12 protein-coding genes are annotated in these 20089 nt (G+C 71.7%); 10 read left to right on the forward strand and 2 right to left on the reverse strand.

Annotation, left to right across the window (positions count from 1 at the left end):
* The 8 genes from ACZ6JY_RS00005 to ACZ6JY_RS00040 all read left to right on the forward strand — a co-directional run.
* Positions 1-5889: amino acid adenylation domain-containing protein (locus ACZ6JY_RS00005; protein ID WP_469190591.1), on the forward strand; the 5889-nt coding region annotated here is incomplete at its 5' end.
* Between the two features lie 284 nt (positions 5890-6173).
* Positions 6174-8258, forward strand: a complete 2085-nt coding sequence (locus ACZ6JY_RS00010; RefSeq protein ID WP_469190593.1) for an ABC1 kinase family protein — start codon at positions 6174-6176, stop codon at positions 8256-8258.
* Between the two features lie 510 nt (positions 8259-8768).
* The gene (locus tag ACZ6JY_RS00015) at positions 8769-11264 is read left to right on the forward strand and encodes a non-ribosomal peptide synthetase (RefSeq protein WP_469190595.1); all 2496 of its coding nucleotides are present in this window, start codon (positions 8769-8771) and stop codon (positions 11262-11264) included.
* A 44-nt stretch (positions 11265-11308) separates the two neighbouring features.
* Positions 11309-12313, forward strand: a complete 1005-nt coding sequence (locus ACZ6JY_RS00020) for a TauD/TfdA family dioxygenase (RefSeq protein ID WP_469190597.1) — start codon at positions 11309-11311, stop codon at positions 12311-12313.
* A gap of 81 nt (positions 12314-12394) precedes the next feature.
* Entirely contained in the window at positions 12395-14035 is a 1641-nt protein-coding gene (gene serA / locus ACZ6JY_RS00025; protein ID WP_469190599.1) for a phosphoglycerate dehydrogenase, read from the forward strand.
* 12 nt (positions 14036-14047) lie between these two features.
* Entirely contained in the window at positions 14048-14851 is an 804-nt protein-coding gene (locus ACZ6JY_RS00030; RefSeq protein ID WP_469190601.1) for a thioesterase II family protein, read from the forward strand.
* A gap of 278 nt (positions 14852-15129) precedes the next feature.
* Entirely contained in the window at positions 15130-15795 is a 666-nt protein-coding gene (locus ACZ6JY_RS00035; RefSeq protein WP_469190603.1) for an RNA polymerase sigma factor, read from the forward strand.
* The gene (locus ACZ6JY_RS00040) at positions 15795-16862 is read left to right on the forward strand and encodes a hypothetical protein (RefSeq protein WP_469190605.1); all 1068 of its coding nucleotides are present in this window, start codon (positions 15795-15797) and stop codon (positions 16860-16862) included. Before ACZ6JY_RS00035 ends, ACZ6JY_RS00040 begins: the two co-directional genes overlap by 1 nt.
* Before the next feature lie 222 nt (positions 16863-17084).
* On the opposite strand, the gene ACZ6JY_RS00045 is transcribed toward ACZ6JY_RS00040, so the two are convergent.
* Complete coding sequence (locus ACZ6JY_RS00045) at positions 17085-18035, reverse strand: L,D-transpeptidase family protein (RefSeq protein ID WP_469190607.1); 951 nt, start codon at positions 18033-18035, stop codon at positions 17085-17087.
* A gap of 228 nt (positions 18036-18263) precedes the next feature.
* Between ACZ6JY_RS00045 and ACZ6JY_RS00050 the strand changes: the two genes are divergently transcribed.
* On the forward strand, positions 18264-18842 hold the full coding sequence (locus ACZ6JY_RS00050) for a Uma2 family endonuclease (RefSeq protein WP_469190609.1): 579 nt from the start codon (positions 18264-18266) through the stop codon (positions 18840-18842).
* A gap of 87 nt (positions 18843-18929) precedes the next feature.
* Positions 18930-19589 (forward strand): leucine efflux protein LeuE, encoded by a 660-nt coding sequence (gene leuE, locus ACZ6JY_RS00055; protein WP_469190611.1) that lies wholly within the window; start codon positions 18930-18932, stop codon positions 19587-19589.
* Between the two features lie 32 nt (positions 19590-19621).
* Here the strand turns inward: leuE and ACZ6JY_RS00060 are convergent, their stop codons facing one another.
* Entirely contained in the window at positions 19622-20089 is a 468-nt protein-coding gene (locus ACZ6JY_RS00060) for a MarR family winged helix-turn-helix transcriptional regulator (RefSeq protein ID WP_469190613.1), read from the reverse strand.

Genomic DNA, 20089 nt, shown 5'->3' on the forward strand with positions numbered 1-20089 from the left:
CATTCGCTGCTTGCGACGCGGTTGGTGTCGCGGGTGCGGTCGTCGTTCGGTACGGAGGTGCCGATTCGGGCGTTGTTCGAGGCGCCGACGGTGGCTCAGTTGGCGTTGCGGGTGACGGGTTCGCCCAGCGCGCGCCTGGCGCTGGCGGCGGTGGAGCGGCCGGATGTGGTGCCGTTGTCGTTCGCCCAGCGCAGGCTGTGGTTCTTGAACCGGATGGAGCCGGAGTCGGCCGCGTACAACATCCCCGGTGCACTGCGCCTGACCGGCGCGGTGAACGTCGAGGTCGTCCGGGCCGCGCTGGCGGATGTGGTGGAGCGCCACGAGAGCCTGCGGACCGTCTTCGCCGAAGCCGGCGACGGTGAACCCTGCCAGATCCTGATCGACGTGGCAGCCGCATCCCCGGTCGTGCCCGTTGTGCCGGTGGCCGACATGGAGGCCCTGTACGCCGCGATGGCGGTCGAGGCGGGTCGTGGGTTTGATCTGTCGGTGGAGGCGCCGCTGCGTGCGGTGCTGTTCGATCTGCCGGGTGATGAGAGTGTGCTGCTGTTCGTGCTGCATCACATCGCCGGTGACGGCTGGTCGGTGTCCCCGTTGGCCGCCGACTTCTCCCGGGCCTACGGGGCGCGAGCAGAAGGCCGCGCCCCCGGCTGGGAGCCGCTGCCGGTGCAGTACGCCGACTACACCCTCTGGCAGCGCGAAGTCCTCGGCAAGGAAGAGGACCCCGAGAGCGCCATCGCCGGGCAGCTCGCGTACTGGACGGAAAGGCTGACTGGCGCGCCGCAGGAGTTGGCGCTGCCGGTGGACCGTTCGCGTCCGGTGGTGTCCTCATACCGTGGTGATGCGGTGACGTTCACGGTGGACGCCGAGCTGTATCGGGGTCTCACGGGCCTGGCTGGTGAGTCGCAGGCGAGCGTGTTCATGGTGGTCCAGGCAGGTCTGTCGATGCTCCTTGGCCGTCTGGGCGCGGGGGAGGACATCGTCCTTGGCACGGCGGTGGCCGGGCGTACGGATGAGGCGTTGGACCGGCTGATCGGGTTCTTCATCAACACGCTCGTCCTGCGCACCGACCTGTCGGGTGATCCGCAGGTGTCCGAGCTGATCGGCCGGGTGCGTGAGGCGGACCTGGCGGCGTATGCCAATCAGGACGTTCCCTTCGAGCGGCTGGTGGAGGTCCTCAACCCGGATCGCTCCCTGGCCCGCCACCCCCTCTTCCAGACGATGCTGGTCTTCCAGAACGTCCCCGAGGCCGGCATCGACCTGCCCGGCATCGAGGCGACGAGCTTCGAGGTCCCGGCGGACTCCGCGAAGTTCGACCTGTCGTTCGTGTTCGACGAGCGCGATGGCGAGGGCGATGGCGCGGCCGAGGGCGAGGGAGAAGGCGGCGGCGCACGCGAGCACGGCAGCACGCTGTTCGGCACGATCGAGTACAGCCTGGACCTGTTCGACCGAAGCACCGTGGAGGCCCTGGCCCAGCGGCTGCTGATCGTCCTCAAGGCGATGGTCACCGACCCGACGGCCCGCATGAGCAGCATCGATGTGCTGAGTGAGGCGGAGCGTCACCGGGTCCTGGTGGAGTGGAACGAGGTGCCGGGTTCGGGGCAGGTCGAGCCGTCGACGTTGCCGGTGCTGTTCGAGCGTCAGGTCGCGTCGGTGCCGGATGCGGTGGCGCTGGTGTGCGGTGACGTGGAGCTGACGTATGCGGAGCTGAACGAGCGGGCGAACCGCTTGGCCCGGTATCTGATCGGCCGTGGTGTGGGCCCGGAGCGTTTCGTCGCTGCGGTGATGCCGCGTTCGGTGGAGCTGGTGGTGGCTTTGCTGGCGGTGGTGAAGGCCGGTGGCGCGTATGTGCCGGTCGATCCCGGCTATCCGGTGGAGCGGATGGCGTTCATGGTGGCTGACGCGGCGCCGGTGGTGGTGCTGACGCTGGACGGCGTGGATGTGGGTGATGTCGGCGCGGCCGATGTGGTGGTCGTGGACGACGTTGCGGTGGCCGCGCAGGTGGCCGCGCTGTCGGCGGCCGATGTCACGGACGGCGAGCGGGACGAGCCGTTGCGGGTGGAGCACCCGGCATACGTCATCTACACGTCTGGTTCGACGGGCCGCCCCAAGGGCGTCGTCGTCGAACACCACGGCATCGCCCACATGACCACTGCCCTCAGCGACGGGTTCGCGATCAAGGGCGACAGCCGGGTCCTGCAGATGGCCTCGCCGAGCTTCGACGCAGCGATCTCGGAGATCGGCACCGCGTTCGCAATCGGCGCGGCCCTCGTCCTGGCCTCGGCCGACGAACTCCTGCCCGGCCCCAGTCTCGTCCGCGTGCTCGCGGACCAGAAGGTCACGCATGTGACCCTCACCCCGGCAGCGCTCGCGGCCCTGCCCGCCGACGGCATACCGGCGTCCACCACCCTCGCCGTGGCCGGTGAGGCGATCGGCGAAGACGCCGTTGAGCGTTGGTCGGCCGGTCGGCGGATGGTGAATGCGTATGGTCCGACGGAGTCGACGGTGTGTGTGTCGATGAGTGGTCCGTTGGCCGGTGGTGGTGGTGTGGTGCCGATCGGGCGTCCTGTGGTGGGTACGCGGGTGTTCGTGCTGGATGGTGGTTTGCGTCCGGTGGCGGCTGGTGTGGTGGGTGAGTTGTATGTGGCGGGTGCTGGTCTGGCTCGTGGGTATTGGGGTCGGGCTGGTTTGACGGCTGAGCGGTTTGTGGCGTGTCCGTTCGGTGGTTCTGGTGAGCGTATGTACCGGACCGGGGATTTGGTGCGGTGGTTGCCGGACGGGAATCTGGTGTTCGTGGGCCGGGTCGATGACCAGGTGAAGGTGCGTGGTTTCCGCATCGAGCTGGGCGAGGTCGAGTCGGCGCTGCTGGGTGCTCCTGGTGTGGGGCAGGCGGCGGTGGTGGTGCGTGAGGACCGGCCGGGTGACAAGCGGCTGGTGGGTTACGTGGTTTCCACCGGCGGTGAGCTTGACGGGGGTGAGGTGCGTGCCTTCGTGGGACGTTCGCTCCCGGGCTATATGGTGCCGTCGGCAGTCGTCGTGCTCGATGCGTTGCCGTTGACGCCGAACGGGAAGCTGGACCGGCGCGCCCTTCCGGCGCCGGAATTCATGGTGGCCGGCACCGGGCGTAGTGCTCGCAGCCCGCAGGAGGAGATCCTGTGTGGTCTGTTCGCTGAGGTGCTGGGTCTGGATTCGGTCGGGGTGGATGACAACTTCTTCGACTTGGGTGGTCATTCGCTGCTTGCGACGCGGTTGGTGTCGCGGGTGCGTTCGTCGTTCGGTACGGAGGTGCCGATTCGGGCGTTGTTCGAGGCGCCGACGGTGGCGCAGTTGGCGTTGCGGGTGACGGGCTCACCGAGTGCGCGCCTGGCGCTGGCGGCGGTGGAGCGGCCGGATGTGGTGCCGTTGTCGTTCGCCCAGCGCAGGCTGTGGTTCTTGAACCGGATGGAGCCGGAGTCGGCCGCGTACAACATCCCCGGTGCACTGCGCCTGACCGGCGCGGTGAACGTCGAGGTCGTCCGGGCCGCGCTCGCGGATGTGGTGGCACGCCACGAGAGTCTCCGGACGGTCTTCGTCGAGGCCGGCGATGGCGAGCCGTGCCAGGTCGTGGGCGATGTCGATGTCGAGGTGCCGGTGGTCGGCGTCGCGGATGAGGCCGCGCTGAAGGCCGCGATGGCGGTGGAGGCGGGTCGTGGCTTTGACCTGTCGGTGGAGGCGCCGCTGCGTGCGGTGCTGTTCGATCTGCCGGGTGATGAGAGTGTGCTGCTGTTCGTGCTGCATCACATCGCCGGTGACGGCTGGTCGGTGGCTCCGCTGGCGGCCGACTTCTCCCAGGCGTATCGGGCGCGAGCCGAAGGCCGTGCGCCGGGTTGGGAGCCGCTGCCGGTGCAGTACGCCGACTACACCCTGTGGCAGCGCGAAGTCCTCGGCAAGGAAGAGGACCCCGAGAGCGCCATCGCCGGGCAGCTCGCGTACTGGAAGCAACAACTGAACGATGCGCCGCAGGAGTTGGCGCTGCCGGTGGACCGTTCGCGGCCGGTGGTGTCCTCGTATCGCGGTGATGCGGTGACGTTCACGGTGGACGCCGAGCTGTATCGGGGTCTCGCCGAGCTGGCTCGTGACTCGCAGGCGAGCGTGTTCATGGTGGTCCAGGCAGGTCTTTCGATGCTCCTTGGCCGCCTGGGCGCGGGGGAGGACATCGTGCTTGGCACGGCGGTGGCCGGTCGTACGGACGAGGCGTTGGACCGGCTGATCGGGTTCTTCATCAACACGCTTGTCCTGCGCACCGACCTGTCGGGTGACCCGCAGGTGTCCGAGCTGATCGGCCGGGTGCGCGAGGCGGACCTGGCGGCGTACGCCAACCAGGACGTGCCCTTCGAGCGGCTGGTGGAGGTCCTCAACCCCGACCGCTCCCTGGCCCGCCACCCCCTCTTCCAGGTCACGATGGAGTTCCAGAACGTCTCGGAGCCGACCATCGACCTGCCGGGGATCACCGCCCGGCCCTACGAAGTGCCGCTGGACGCGGCCAAGTTCGACCTGTCGTTCGTGTTCGACGAGCGCGAGGCCGCGGACGCCGGAGACGGCGCGACCGTCACGACCCTGGTCGGCGCGGTGGGGTACAGCCTGGAGCTGTTCGACCGGGAGACGGTGGAGGCCCTGGCCCAGCGGCTGCTGCTCGTCCTCAAGGCGATGGTCACCGACCCGACGGCCCGCGTGAGCAGCGTAGACGTACCCGAGATCGAAGGACGGCCCGCTCGTATCGCCACGCCCGAGACCGGGTCCGGGTCCGGGTCCGGGTCCGAGCTCGGGTCCGGGTCCGAGGCCTCGGCCAAGCCGGGAACCGCCGCCTCGGCAGCCGGCAGGCCGACCCGCAACGCGAAGGAGGAACTGCTCTGCGCACTGTTCGCGGAGGCGCTGGACGTACCGAACGTGGGAGTGCACGAGAACTTCTTCGACCTCGGCGGCCATTCGCTGATGATCGTCAAGATGCTGGCGAAGGTGCGGTCCGTGTTCGGCGTACGGCTGCCGATCCGGGCGCTGTTCGAGGCGCCCACCGTGGCGGAGCTGGCCCTGAAGCTAGACGGCGACGACGAGGGCGGAGCCTTCGACGTACTGCTGCCGCTGCGCACGGCCGGCACCGGAGCACCGCTGTTCTGCGTGCACCCGGTCACCGGACTCGGCTGGTCCTACGCCGGGCTGCTCCGTGAGATCTCGGCCGAGCACCCGGTCTACGCGTTGCAGGCCCGCGGCATGGACGGCGACGAGGAGCCGCCGCGCACGCTGGAGGACATGGCGGCCGACTACGTGGCCCGCATCCGTGAGGTCCGGCCGTCGGGGCCCTACCACCTGCTCGGCTGGTCGTTCGGCGGAGTCGTCGCGCACGCCATGGCCGTACAGCTGCGGGCGGCGGGCGAGGAAGTGGAACTGCTCGCCATGCTCGACTCCTACCCGGCCGAGCGCGGCGAGACGTCCACGGTGCCTTCGGACGAGTACCTGTTCGGTGAGCTGCTGAAGTACGCGGGAGTCGAGGCCGATCCGGCCGCCGGCCCGCTGACCGCGACCGCCGCGGCGGAACTCCTCGGCGAGCAGGGAGGCTTGTTCGGGAACTTCGACGCCGGGACGTTGGCACGGGTGGCCCAGGTGACCCGTAACAACATGGTGATCGACGGCGAGCACGCTCCCGGCTGCTTCGACGGAGAGGCGCTGTTCTTCAGGGCGGTACGCGGACGCCCGCGGTCGGCGCCGGAAGCCGAACTGTGGACGCCGCACCTCACCGAGAAGATGGACATCCGTGAGCTGGACTGCACGCACGACGAGCTGATGGGGCCCGAGGCCCTCAAGCTGATCGGTGAGGCAGTCGGCGAGAAGCTCTCGGGGCCTGCCTTCGAGGAGTGAGCGAGTCCGCGGAGAGGCGGACCGCCGGCCGGTGACGGCCGTGCGCCCCCCCTCTCCGCGGGCCCCTCCCGCCGGTGACGCCGGCAGTCCGGCGACGGACAGGCCGGAGGCCGGTGGCCAGTCCGGCGAGTGTTGGCAGGAAGGTGGCACGCCCCGGCCCCGGGAAGCGCCGCCGCGCCGCGGCCGTTCCCGCGTCGGCCGGCCGCTGCATGTAGCTGACACATCCCTCGGAACGCGCGGATGCCCTGCCTAGGGTGGCCCGCGACAACCGAGGGAGTCTCTTCATGACCGTACAGGCCGCCGACATAGCGGGTCCCGCTCTGCCGGTCGTCGTCGTGCTGACGACCGTGGTCACTCTCGGCGGCGTCTACCTCGGTGTCCGGGCGGCGTCCAGAGGGCTGCTCGGCATCACGATCGGCCCGCTGCGCGCGTTCTTCGCCTGCCTGGTGGCCCTGGGCACCCTGGCCGTCTTCGGGCAGATGGTGCCGGAGCAGGAGAGCCGCGGCATGCTCACCGTGGTCCAGATCGCGCTGTCCCTGTTCGCCGCGATGATCACGATCGCGGTCGCCGACGTCCTTGTTCCGCACGGCAGTTGGGCGCTGCCGCTGCGACTGCTGCGCGGTGCGGGCGCGCGGCTCCGCCGGGCCCGCCGCTACTCGCAGATCAGCCGGATCTTCATGCGCAACGGCCTTGGCCGGCTCGTGCGCAGCCGCTCCCGTCTGGAACGCGCCATGAGACCGGGGGAGTTCGGCGAGCAGTCCGCCAGGGCCCTGCGCACCGCGCTGGAGGAGTGCGGTGGCGTCCTCATCAAGCTCGGGCAGGTCCTGTCCACCCGGCGTGACCTCCTGCCGCCCCACTTCACCGACGAACTGAGCCGCCTCCAGAGCAACGCGCCCCCCGCCGCCTGGCCCGAGGTGGAAACGCTGCTCCGCGAGGAACTGGGCAAACCGGTGGCGGAGGTCTTCGAGTGGATCGAGCACGTGCCGGTCGCCGCCGCCTCCATCGCCCAGGTGCACCGCGCGCGACTGCACGGCGGCCCCGTCGTCGCCGTCAAGGTGCAGCGCCCCGGCATCCGCGAGACCGTCGAGCGCGACCTCGACATCGTGCTCGCCATCAGCGGGGGCATCCACGCCAGGGCCGGCTCCGCGCGGGGTCTCGGCCTGCGCGAGCTGGGTGACGGCTTCGCCCAGTCGATCCGCGAGGAGCTGGACTTCCGCATCGAGGCCCGCAACTCGCAAGCGGTCGCACGGGCCTGCGGCGGATTCGAGGCCGACGCGGCCGTACGCATTCCACGCGTGTACGACGCCTACACCTCGGCCCGGGTCCTGGTGCAGGAGTGGCTGGAGGGCGTCACCCTCGACCGGGCCCCGGCTGTCGCCCGGCGAAAGGGCCTCGACAGTGAGGCGCTGGCCAGGACCGTACTGGCAGCCGTGCTTCAGCAGATCCTGCGGGCGGGCGTCTTCCACGCCGACCCGCACCCGGGCAACACCCTGCTGCTCGACGACGGCCGTATCGGAATGATCGACTTCGGCTCGGTGGGCAGAATCGGCCGCCCGGTGCGGGTCGCCATCCAGGAACTCCTCGTCGCCGTCGACCGCGGCGACCCGGCCAGGCTGCACGACGCCCTGGTAACCCTGCTGGGCATGCGGGCGACGCTGAACGAGGAGCTCCAGCCCGACCCCCTGGTCCTGGAGCGGGAGCTCGGCCGGTTCATGGCCCGGCACCTGGGCGCGGGCGCCCCGCCGGACTCCGAGGCATATACCGCGCTCTTTCGCATGCTGTCCCGGTTCGGGCTCGCCGTGCCACCGGAGGTCGCCGCGGTCTTCCGGGCCCTGGCCACCGTCGAGGGCACCCTCACCCAGCTCTCCCCCGGCTTCGACCTGTTCGCTGAGGCGCGGGGTTTCGCCGTCGAGATCCTCACCGAGGACCTGCGGTTCCGCGGGCGCGAGGACCGGAACGGCAGCGGCGGCGCCGACGAGGACGGGTTCGTGCTGCCCGGCCTGCCGCCCTTCGTGCAGAGCGCGGCCCACGAGATCCTCTCCGCACTGCCGATGCTGCGCCGCCTGCCCCGGCGGGCCGAACGCATCAGCTCCGCCTTGGAGGAGGGGCGCCTCGGCGTGCGGGTGCGTGTCTTCGCGGACGACCGCGAGCGCCGGTTCGTCACCGGCCTGCTGCACCAGTTGACCGTGACCCTGCTGGCCGCCTGCACGGGCCTGATGGGGGTGATGCTCGTGGTGTTCGGCACCGGACGGGGCCCCCATGCCACCGCGCGACTGGAGCTCTACCCGCTCTTCGGCTACCACCTGCTCGCGGTGAGCGCGATCCTCATGCTGCGGGCCCTGTACACGGCGATGCGGCGGACGACGTGAATTCCGGGCACCCTGGCATTCTCTGATGTCCGCAAACTGTCAGTCGCGGACCCCGGCACCGGCATTTTCTCCGGTCTGTACGGTTCGGTGGCCGCGGCGCGGGTGACCGGATGGCAGCCGGCTGCCATCGCGCGCCGCGAACCACCTGCTGAACAGCCGGTTTTAACGGGCCTGGACAGCGGTCGCGAGTCGCGCAACGCGTCATTCAATTCTCCTCATTCAATTATTCGAATTACGTACCGGCATTCCGTTAGGGAATCCCTTGTCGCAGTGAACTCCGGCGCTTAGGGTCGATTCCGGTATCGCGCGTTATCCAGAGGAACGAAACGCGAGACCCGAAGCCGAAGGACTCGCCGGCCGGTCACGCCCGACGGCGTCCGCCGGCACCACGGACGGCCAGTCCTTCGGCTTCGGCAGGCCCGACGGCTTCGGACGTCCGCCGACACCCCGTACCCCCGACAGGTACCTCGATTCCCGGAACCCTGCCGACCGGCCTCACAGGAGAGAGCGATGACGATCACTGGAGCACCTCAGCGGCTGATTCCGCGGTGGGTTCCGCCGGGCGGTGTCCCCGAGGGAACACCCGAGCGGGCCGAGCTGACCCATCGGGTCCCCGTCCGTCTCGCGGCGCGCATACGGCTGCTGGCCAGGCGGTCGGCGGCCGGCTGGGAGGCGGCCGCCGTCGCCGCCCACACCGCGGTCCTGGCCGCGCTCAGCGGTGAGCGCGCCCTGCTGACCGGCTACGTCCCGCCGGCGTCCACCCCGAAGTGCGCGCCCGGCGCGCCCCGGCCCCGTGCACTCGCCCACCACGACGAGACGTGGCGCGAGCTGCTCGCCGCGTCCGGGCGCGCCGCCGGGACACCCGCCGACGGCGCCTTCGAGACCGTCCTCGACCTGGGCCGCCTCGACGGCCCCCCGGCGCGGCCCGCGCCGGACACCGTCCTGACGACGAGCCTGCGGTACGGGCCCGAGGGACCGGCGATCCTGCTGAACTACCGGACCGACGTGCTGGACGCCGCAGCGGCCGACCGCGTCGCGGGGTACTACCTGACGGCGCTGAACATGCTGGCGGCCGCACCCGACGCCCCGAGCCGCGGCCGGACGCTGCTCACCGATGCCGAGTACCACCACCAGATCCACGAACTGGCCGGGCCACGGCGGGAGATACCGGACCGTCGCTTCCACGAGCTGTTCGAGGAGCAGGTCGCGGTCAGGCCCACGGAGGCGGCCGCCGTGCAGGGCGGCACGAGCCTGACGTACGCGGAGCTGAACGCGCGCGCCAACCGCGTCGCCCACGCCCTGCTCGCCCGGGGCCTGGCCGCCGAGTCGGTGGTCGCGGTGGTCACCGAGCGCAACCTGGACTGGCTGGCCGCGGTCATCGGCGTCTTCAAGGCGGGCGCGGCGTACCTGCCCATCGAGCCGCAGGCGCCGGTCGACCGGATGGCCAGGACGCTGGAGCGCAGCGGCTGCGCCCTCGTCCTCACCGAGCGCGGAGTTCTGACCGAGAGGGGAACCCTCACCGGCAGCGGAGCCCTCGCCGAGGGCGGTGGCCCCGGGCACCTGGAGCGGGCCGCACCGGCCGGCCTCGAACTGCTCACCGTCACCGACGCGTACGCCGAGGGCCGCTCCGAGGACAACCCCGCCGTACCCGTCGCGGCGGACCAACTCGCCTACCTGTACTTCACCTCGGGCTCGACCGGCGAGCCCAAGGGCGCGATGTGCGAGCACGCGGGCTTCGTCAACCACCTCTACGCCAAGATCGACGACCAGGGGATCGGCGCGGGACAGGTGGTGGCCCAGACCGCCCCGCAGTCCTTCGACATCTCGCTGTGGCAGCTCGTGGCGGCCCTCGTCGTCGGCGGGCGGACGCTGATCATCGAGCAGGAGGCGGTCCTCGACGTCGACCGCTACCTCGACGTCGTCGAACTGGGCGAGGTCGCCGTCCTCCAGGCCGTCCCCTCGTACCTCGAAGTCGTGCTCGCCCGCCTGGAGACCCGGCCCAGGGAACTGCCCGCGCTGCGCTGCGTCTCGGTCACCGGTGAGGCGCTGAAGAAGGAACTGACCGTGCGCTGGTTCGCGCGGTTCCCGCACATCGCCCTGATGAACGCCTATGGCCTGACCGAGACCTGCGACGACACCAACCACGAGGTGATGACCTCGGTGCCGGTCCGGGACGCGGTCCCGCTCGGCCCGCCCGTCGGCAACGTCACGGTGTACGTCGTCGACGAGGAACTGCGGCCGGTGCCGCTCGGCGCGCCCGGAGAGATCGTGTTCTCGGGCGTGTGCGTGGGCCGCGGCTACGTCAACGACCCGGAACGCACCGCCCAGGCGTTCGGCGATGACCCGCACCGTCCCGGCCGACGGCTCTACCGGTCGGGCGACTTCGGACGCTGGCTGCCGGAAGGTTCCCTCGAATACCTCGGACGCCGTGACGCACAGGTCAAGATCCGTGGGTTCCGGATAGAGATCGGCGAGATCGAGAACCATCTGCTGCGGCTGCCCGGGGTCCGCGACGGTGCCGTCGTGGTCGTGGAGAGCCCCGACGAGGGCCGCCACCTGGTCGGCTTCCAGACCGGCTCCGACGAACCCGCCGAGGCGCTGCGCGAGCGGCTCGCGCGGGCACTGCCCGCCTACATGGTGCCGCGCAGGCTCGAACGCCTGACCTCGCTGCCGCTGACCTCCAACGGGAAGACCGACAAGCGCGCCCTGGTCGCCCTGGCGCTGGAACTGGCCGCGCGGCAGGGGCAGGAGCGGCACGAGGAGCCCCGTACGGACGCGGAACGGCACCTCTCCGCGGCCTGGGAAGAGGTCCTGCGGCTGCCCGCGGGCCGCATCGGACGCACCGACAACTTCTTCGAACAGGGCGGCACCTCGCTCTCGGCGGTGCAGCTCGTCGTACGGATGGAGCGGGCCTTCACGCTGCGCGACGTACACCAGCACCCCCGGCTCGCCGACCTCGCCGGGCTCATGACACCGGCCGCCAAGGTCCCCGAGCCCGCGAAGTGACCGCGAAACAGCACCCGACGCAACGACAAGGAAGTGGCCGCACGATGGATGTGACGTCGGAGGCGGCGCGGACCGCCCCGTTCGAAGTGATCAGGACCGAGGGCAGTTCGGCCGTGCACCACCTCGGAGGCCCGGCCCCCGCCGACCCCGCCGCCTGGGTCACCGAGCACCGGCCGCGCCTGCGCGCGACGGTGGCCGAGCACGGGGCCCTGCTGGTGCGGGGCCTGGGCCTGGGCGACGTGGACGCCGTCGCCCGGGTGGGCCGCGCCTACCTGGACCGGGTCATCACCGAGCGCGAGGGCTTCGCGCCGCGCCAGGTCCTCGCGGACGGTGTCCTCTCCTCCTCCGAGTGGCCCGCGCACCAGCCGATGTGCATGCACCACGAGCTGAGCTACGCCCGCGAGGTGCCCGGCACCCTGCTCTTCGCCTGCCTGACGGCGCCGGAGTCCGGCGGCGTGACCGGCGTCGCGGACTCACAGGCCGTCCTGGAGGCGCTGCCCGCCGCCCTCGTCTCCCGCTTCGAGGAGGAGGGCTGGCAACTCACCCGCTCCTACACGGACACCGTCGGGGTCGGCCTCGCCGACTCCTTCGGCACCGCGGACCCGGCGGCCGTCGAGGCGTACTGCGACGCCAACGGCATCGCGTACGAGTGGCGGAGCGACAGTGAGCTGCGCACACGGCAGCGGGCCGCCGCCGTGCTCCGCCACCCCGGCAACGGGCGCCGGGGCTGGTTCAACCAGATCGCCTTCCTCAACGAGTGGACTCTGGACCCGGCGATCAGGGAGTACCTGACGTTCGAGTTCGGTGCGGACGGGCTGCCGTTCAACAGCGTGCACGGCGACGGCACGCGCCTCGACGAGGAGACGGTGCTCACCCTCAACGAGGTCTACGAGAAGCACACGCTGCGCGAGCCCTGGCGCGCCGGTGACCTGATGATCGTGGACAACCTGCGGATGGCCCACAGCAGGGAGCCCTACGAAGGGGACCGCGAGATCGCGGTCGTCCTCGGCGACCCGGTCACCGGCCTGCCGCTGCCGACGGGGCACTGACCGATGACGTCCGCCGTGTCCTCCGCCTCCCCGACCGGCCGACCGCCCCTGCGGGACACACGCGAGACAGGAGCCGCTGCCATGGACAAGCCGACGGACAGAGCGACGGACAAGCCGACGGACGGACCGACGGACAGACCGGTCGTCCTGATCACCGAAGAACTCTCCCCGGCCACCGTCACCGCCCTGGGACCCGATGCCGAGGTCCGGCACTGCGCCGGCACCGACCGGGCCGCGCTGCTCGCGGCACTGCCCGAGGCCGACGCCGTACTCGTACGCAGCGCCACGCGGATGGACGCCGAGGCGATCGCGGCCGGAACGCGGCTCAAGGTGATCGGACGGGCCGGGGTCGGCCTCGACAACGTGGACGTGCCCGCCGCCACCCGGGCGGGCGTCATGGTGGTCAACGCGCCCACGGCCAACGTCGTCAGCGCCGCCGAACACACCGTCGGCCTGCTGCTCGCGGTGGCGCGGAACATCCCGCAGGCCGCGGCCGCGCTGAGGGCGGGCCACTGGCAGCGCGGCCGGTTCACCGGCGTCGAGCTGTCCGGCAAGACACTGGGCATCATCGGCCTGGGCCGCATCGGGTCCCTGGTGGCCCAGCGCATGAGCGCCTTCGACATGCGGGTGCTCGCGTACGACCCGTACGTGCAGCCGGAGCACGCGTCCCGGACCGGTGTGCGCATGGCCGGGCTCGACGAACTCCTCGCCGCATCCGACTTCCTGACGGTCCACCTCCCCAGGACCGCCGAGACGGCGGGCCTGATCGGGTTCGACGCCCTGCGGCGGGTCAAGCCCGGGGTCCGCCTGGTCAACGCGGCCAGGGGCGGGATCGTGGACGAGGCCGAGCTGTACGCCGCGCTCAAGGAGGGCCGGGTCGCGGGTGCGGCCCTCGACGTGTTCGCCACCGAGCCGTGCACCGATTCGCCGCTCTTCGAGCTGGACAACGTGGTCGCCACTCCGCACCTGGGGGCGGGGACCACCGAGGCACAGGCCCGCGCGGGGGAGGCCGTGGCCGAGTCCGTGCGGCAGGCGCTCGCTGGGAGGTGTGTGCCAGAGGCGGTCAACGTGCGCATGGGTACGGTCGACGGCGACCTGGACCCGTGGCTGGCACTGACCGAGCGGTTGGGGCGGCTGTTCACCGCGGTCGCCGCCGGCCTGCGCGGGAAGCTCCTGGTGACGGTGGCGGGGGAGATCGCCGGGCGTGACACCACCGCGCTGGAGCAGGCAGCGCTCAAGGGCGCGCTCAGCGGTGTGGTGGACGGGGGTGTCTCCTATGTGAACGCTCCGCTCCTCGCCCAGGAGCGCGGCCTCGGCACGGAGCTGCTCGCCGATCACGAAGGCACCGCGCCGCACGGCGGCCTGGTCACGGTGTCGGGGGAGATGCCCTCGGGCGAGGTGGTCTCCGTCTCGGGCACGTCGGCCGGGCCGCACGCCGACGGGCGGCTGGTGAAGGTGTGCGGCTTCGAGGTGGACCTGGCACTCACCGGGAGCATGGCGTTCTTCCGCGCGCCGGGCGGGCCGGGCCTCGTCGGCGCGGTCGGCGCGGCGCTCGACGGGGTGCCCGTCGACACCCTGCAGATCGCGCGCGCCACCCCGGCGGGGAACGCCGGGGAGGAGGTCCTGCTGGCGCTGAACGTGGGCCGTCCCGTCACACAGGAACTCCTGGACGACGCGGCCCTCAGGATCGACGCGACCCAGAGCTGGTCGCTGGACGGATGAGATGGGGACGAAGTGAGTGACAGCGGGCGGGCGACCGGCGTGCGGACGACCGGCGTGCGGACGGGCGTCGACAGCGGTCGCTGGTTCCGCAGGTACGGGGAGTTCGGGGAGGCGGCGCCGCGCCGCCGTCTGGTGGTCCTTCCGCACGCGGGCGGCTCCGCGAGCTTCTACCACGCCTGGGGCGCCGCCTTCGACGAAGGCACGGAGGTCCTGGTGGCGCGGTACCCGGGGCGGCACGACCGGCTGACCGACCCGTGCGTCGACAGCATGGACGAGCTCGCCGACCACGTGACCGCCGCACTGCTGCCGTTCGTGGACGTACCGGTGACGCTCTTCGGCCACAGCATGGGCGCCTCGCTCGCCTACGAGGTGGCGCTGCGGCTGTGGAGCGAGCACGCCGTGCGGCCCGCCGCCCTGCACGTCTCCAGCCGCAAGGCCCCGCACCGGCTGACCCCGCGGCGCCTCCACGAGCAGGGGGACGAGGCGCTGATCGCCGAACTGTCCCGGCTCGGCGGCACCGACACGGAACTGCTCGACGACCCGGACCTGCGGGAACTCGTCCTGCCCGCGATCAGGGCGGACTTCACCGTCGTCGGCACCTACGGACCACGCGACGCCGCCCCGGTCGGCTGCCCCGTCCACGCGTACGTGGGCGACGCGGACCCGTCCATGTCCGCCCACGACATGGCGGCCTGGGCCGACGTGGCCTCGCGGGGATTCCGGCTACAGGTGCGCCCCGGCGGCCACTTCTACCTGGTGGACCAGCACGAAGCCCTGGTGAGCGCGATCACGGAGCAGATGACGGCCACCGGCTGACGGCAGCGGAGCGGCCCAGGGCCGGCGGCCGTGCACCGGATGACCGGCCGGGGCCGCCACCCCCCACAGGAGAGGCCCCGGCCGGCACACGGTGCGGACCGCGAACGGTCCGTACTTCCTTCAGCGCCGCGCATGCGTTTTGTGTCACACCGCGAGGCAAGGCGATGTGACACCCGCTAGTTGCACGTTGTACAAACATGGACGTGGCCCCCGACGAACCCGTAGCGTGCTGCTCGCGCCGGGGCCGGGCGCACACCTCCGAGTGGGCAGGATTGAAAGTGCTGGGGGACGACGCGGAGCTGACCGCCGCGGTGTTTGCGGCACAGGACGGGGACGAGACCGCGTTCCGGACTGTGTACCGCGCTGTGCACCCGCGGCTGTTGGGATACGTACGCACGCTGGTGGGGGATCCGGACGCCGAGGACGTGGCCTCCGAGGCCTGGCTGCAGATCGCGCGGGACCTGGAGAGGTTCAGCGGGGACGCGGACCGTTTCCGGGGCTGGGCCGCGCGCATCGCCCGTAACCGCGCCCTCGACCACATACGCATGCGGGGCCGCCGCCCGGCGATAGGCGGCGACGAGACCGAACTGGCCGGCAAGCCCGCCGACGCGGACACCGCGGACGAGGCGATGGAGTCCCTCGCCACCGGCGAGGCCATGGCGCTGATAGCGAAGCTGCCCCAGGACCAGGCGGAGGCCGTGGTGCTCAGGGTCGTCATGGGACTCGACGCCAAGAGCGCGGCCCTGACCCTCGGCAAGCGCCCCGGAGCCGTCCGTACGGCGGCCCACCGCGGCCTCAAGCGGCTCGCCGAACTGCTCGGCGCGGACCCCGCGGAACCCGCCGGCGCACTGGGCGCCGTCCCCCCGCAGAGAGAGCCGCGCGGACGCGCGGCGGCATCCGTCTGTGTGACGCAAACGCGTGCGCGGACGCAGAAGGACATGTGATGGCCGACGAGCAGGAGAAGTGGCTGGACCGCGACGCGGCGGAGCGTTTGCTGCGCGGGGAGCCCCTCGACGACGTCGACCCTCACGCGCGTGCACAGGCCGACCGGCTCGCGCAGGCGCTCGGAGCGCTGGCGGCCGACGACCGTGGAACCACTCCCGCGGAAGCGGAACTTCCGGGTGAGGCCGCCGCCCTGGCCGCCTTCCGTGCCGCCCGCGCGGGTTCCGCGAAGGCCGGGGCGCGCGCTCCCTTCGCCACGTCCGCCCATGAGAGCGCCGCCGCCGAGACCGTACGGCTAGGCCGTGCCACCGGCCGGCCGAGACCGAGCCGCTGGGGCCGGCCGGTGCGCCTCGGGCTGGCCGCTGCGCTCGCGGGCTGCATGATCGGCGGCGTCGCCGTGGCCGCGGGTACGGGCGTGCTGCCCTCGCCGTTCGGGCAGCACCACGAGCCCGGCCCCGCCGCTTCGGCGTCGCCCGTCGCCAGCCCGGAGGCGGCGGAGGCGTCCCCGTCGGACGACGCGGCCGAGCCCTCCGAGGATCTGACCCCGGACGACAGCGCGGCGCCGGACGACGACGAGACCACGCGCGGCCCGGAGACGGCGCGCACCCCGGAGGCGGAAGCCGGCGGCGCGCCCACCGGAAAGCCGACGCGGCGCCCCGGCGGCGAGGCGAAGCCGCCGCCCGCCGACAGCACCAAGGACTGGTACCGCAAGGTCGTCATCGCCTGCCGCGACTACCGCAGCGGCGGGCTCCGGGGCGAGAAGCGCCGCCGCCTGGAGGAGTTCGCCAAGGGGCCGGCCCGCATCGAGGAGTTCTGCGGCCGGATACTCGCCGGCGGTCACCAGGGCGGCGGCCAGCAGACCGGCGGCCAGCAGGGCGACGGCAGCGGGGACAGTGGCGGCGAAGGCCGCGGCGAGGACGGCGACGGCGACAGCGACGAGGCGCCGGGCGGCGACGGCGGCGCGGAGGGCGGCTCAGGCGGCGACACGGCCGGAATCCCCGCCCCGCCGTCACCGGCCGCACCGGTGACGCCCGCGGCGAGCTACAGCACCCTGGCCCGCGCGGCGTAGTCCCCGGCGTAGTTCCCGGCGCAGGGAGCGCGGCGCAGGGAGCGGCGCATGGAAAGGCCCCGGACCAGGTGTGACGTTTTCTGAACGGGTGGCGCAGTAAGAAGTGAGCCGACTGGTCATCGGCCCGCGCACGAGCCGGGGGTTCCCCCCGTACCTTCGGCTCCGTGCCATTGGCGTGGGCGGGATACGTTCCCCCGATCCCGCCCACGCCGCTTTCTTGTCTCACTTGTAGACGACGACCCGGTCCCCGTTCCGCACCTGGGCGAAGAGGCTCGCGATCTTGCCCTTGTCCCGGATGTTCACGCAGCCGTGCGAGCCGCCGGCGTAGCCCCTGGCCGCGAAGTCCGCCGAGTAGTGCACCGCCTGGCCGCCGCTGAAGAACATCGCGTACGGCATCGCCGTGTCGTAGAGCGTCGAGACGTGGTGGCGGGACTTCCAGTAGACCTTGAAGGTGCCCTCGCGCGTCGGCGTGTACTGGGAGCCGAAGCGGACGTCCATCGTGGACATGACCTTGCCGTCGACCATCCACGTCAGCGTGCGGCTGCTCTTGGCGAGACACAGGACGCGGCCCGTCATACAGCGCGGGTCCGGCTTCGCGGCCGGCATGCCGCCGCCCGAGTACAGCTCCTGCCGCGTCGGCTCGCGCGTCATGGCGAGCAGCCGCTGCCAGGTGACGGTGTCCGTCCTGCCGGTGACGGGCAGCCCGCGCTTGGCCTGGAACCCTCTGACCGCCGCGGCCGTGACCGGGCCGTAGTGCTCCGACGGGTCGACGTGGAACCAGGCGATCTGCCGCAGCCTGGCCTGGAGCTCCCGCACCTGTTTGCCCCGGGCGCCCGGCGCCATGAGGGTCCTGGGAGCAGGCGTGACCCGGGCCGCCGAAGCCTCGGGGGACTCGGGTGAGCCGGGAGCGGCCGCCGCCCCCGGCTCCCTCTCCCCGGATACCGCCGCCTCAGGCTTCCCGCCCCCGGACGCCGCCGCCTCGGGCTTCCCGCCTCCGGACGCCGACGCCCCGGGCTTCCCGTCCCCGGACGCCGCCGCCCCCGGCCGCGCACCCTCCGTCCCTCCGCCCTCCGTATCGACGGCCACCGCCTTGCAGCCCCCGACCAGCACCAACACAGCCACGGCAGCCGCAGCCCCGCCGACCGCACCCCTACCGACCGTTCCCTCGCCCATCACGCCCCCCCGGGTCACCGGACAACTACCTCTGAAAGTGTTTCCCGCTCTGCCGGGGGTGACGCTTCCATACGGCGGGCGCGAGCTGAAGGCATTCCGCACGAGCCGGAACCGTTCGAGCCGAGCGACACCGCTGACCTGCGAAGACACCCGTTCGGGTGAGTGCGGGCGGAAGGAGGGAACAGCCGGTTATTCTCGTGAAGAGTGAGCCCCGAAAAGGAGGATGCCGTGGCTGTACTGCAACACAAGCTGACGTTGGGCGAAGCCGCCGACCTGCTCTCCCGTGCAATGCCTGGGCACCGCGTGGAGATTCTCCAGGGGAGGCTCACTGTGACACCACCGCCGGACGGCTCGCATGCGCTGTCGCTGACAAAGCTGGGCCGGGCGTTCGACCGGGCCAGGCTGGATGAGGCCGGGCTCGAATACGTCCAGGGCATCGGCCTCTGGCTCCCCGCCCTGCCGGACGACTTCGCCATCCCCGACTTCTCCGTCGTCGACGAGGATTTCCGGGATGCTCTGGTCCGGAAGAGCTGCTACGCCCCGAACGTCTTCCGTCTCGTACTCGAAGTGACGTCGTCGAACTGGTCGGACGGCCTCGGCACGAAGGTCGAGAGCTACGCGCAGGCGGGCGTTCCCGTCTATGTCGTCGCCGACCGCAAGCACGGCGAGGTGCTGGTCCACGAGAACCCCAAGGAGGGCGAGTACGTGACGCGCTCCCGCTACAAGCGGGGCGAGAGTTTCGAGGTCCCCCGTTGCGTCGGTGTGCGCCTCGACCTCTCCGTGGACACGCTTCTGGACGGCGACTGAGGGGCCGACCCCCGGTAGCGGCAGCCGCCCCGTCCGCCGTCCGGACGCCCCGTGCCCCGTGTCGGGCGGTCGTGCGAGACTCCCGCCATGCTGGGTGTCACCGATCTTCCGACCTATCTCGTGGGCCTCGTCCTCATCGTTCTGCTGCCGGGGCCGAACTCGCTGTACGTGCTCTCCGTCGCCGCGCGGAGGGGCATACGCACCGGCTATACCGCCGCCGCGGGCGTCTGGTGCGGTGACACCGTGCTGATGACGCTCTCCGCCGCAGGTGTGGCCTCGCTGCTTCAGGCCAACGCCGTGCTCTTCGGGATCGTGAAGTACGCGGGCGCCGGGTATCTGACCTGGCTCGCGTTCGGGATGTTGCGGGCCGCCGTCGCGATGTGGCGGTCGCGGCACGAGCGCGGCGCGGGGGCGGGCGCGGAGGGGGCCGGCAGTGAGCAGGCCGCCGAGCGGCCGTTCCGCAGGGCCCTGGTGATCAGTCTGCTCAACCCGAAGGCCATCCTCTTCTTCATCGCCTTCTTCGTGCAGTTCGTCGACCCCGGGTACGCCTATCCCGCCCTCTCCTTCGTCGTACTCGGCGCCTTCGCGCAGGCCGCCAGCTTCCTCTACCTCACCGCCCTGATCTTCAGCGGCACCCGCCTCGCCGCGGCCTTCCGCCGCCGTAAGCGGTTCTCGGCGGGCGCCACGTCGGCGGCGGGGGCGCTGTTCCTCGGGTTCGCGGTGAAGCTGTCGCTCAGCAGTGTCTGAGCGGCCGCGTCCACGGCACCGGCAATGAGAACTCAGTGGTGCCAGGCCGTGCCGCCCACGTTGTGGATCATGCGCTGAAGGACTTTGAGCGTCCGTGTGTACTCCTCGTCCGTGATGCCCTCGTGGATCTCCGCGCGCACCCCCGCCTGACGCGCGGCCGTGCGGGCCCGCAGCGCGCGCCCCTCCTCGGTGAGCGCGACGCGGCCCGCCGCGTCCTCGGTGATCAGGCCGCGGTCGTGCAGGGCGCTGATGTCGTGCAGCAGGGCGCCGTCGCCGGTGTCGAGGTAGCCCCGCAGGACCGTCACCACCTCCTCGCGGGCACGGCCTTCCGGCGCGTCGGTGAGCTGGTTCAGGATCCACCACTGCGGCTGGGTGAGGCCCATCTCGGCCAGCATGGTGCGGATGTGGTGCACCACGGCGGAGCCCGCGGCCGAACTCCAGTAGCCGATCGGCTGGTTGACGAGGTCGGTGTCGGAGTGGGAGTACGTGAAGGTCGTCAT

The organism is Streptomyces sp. NPDC046335, from assembly GCF_055587985.1.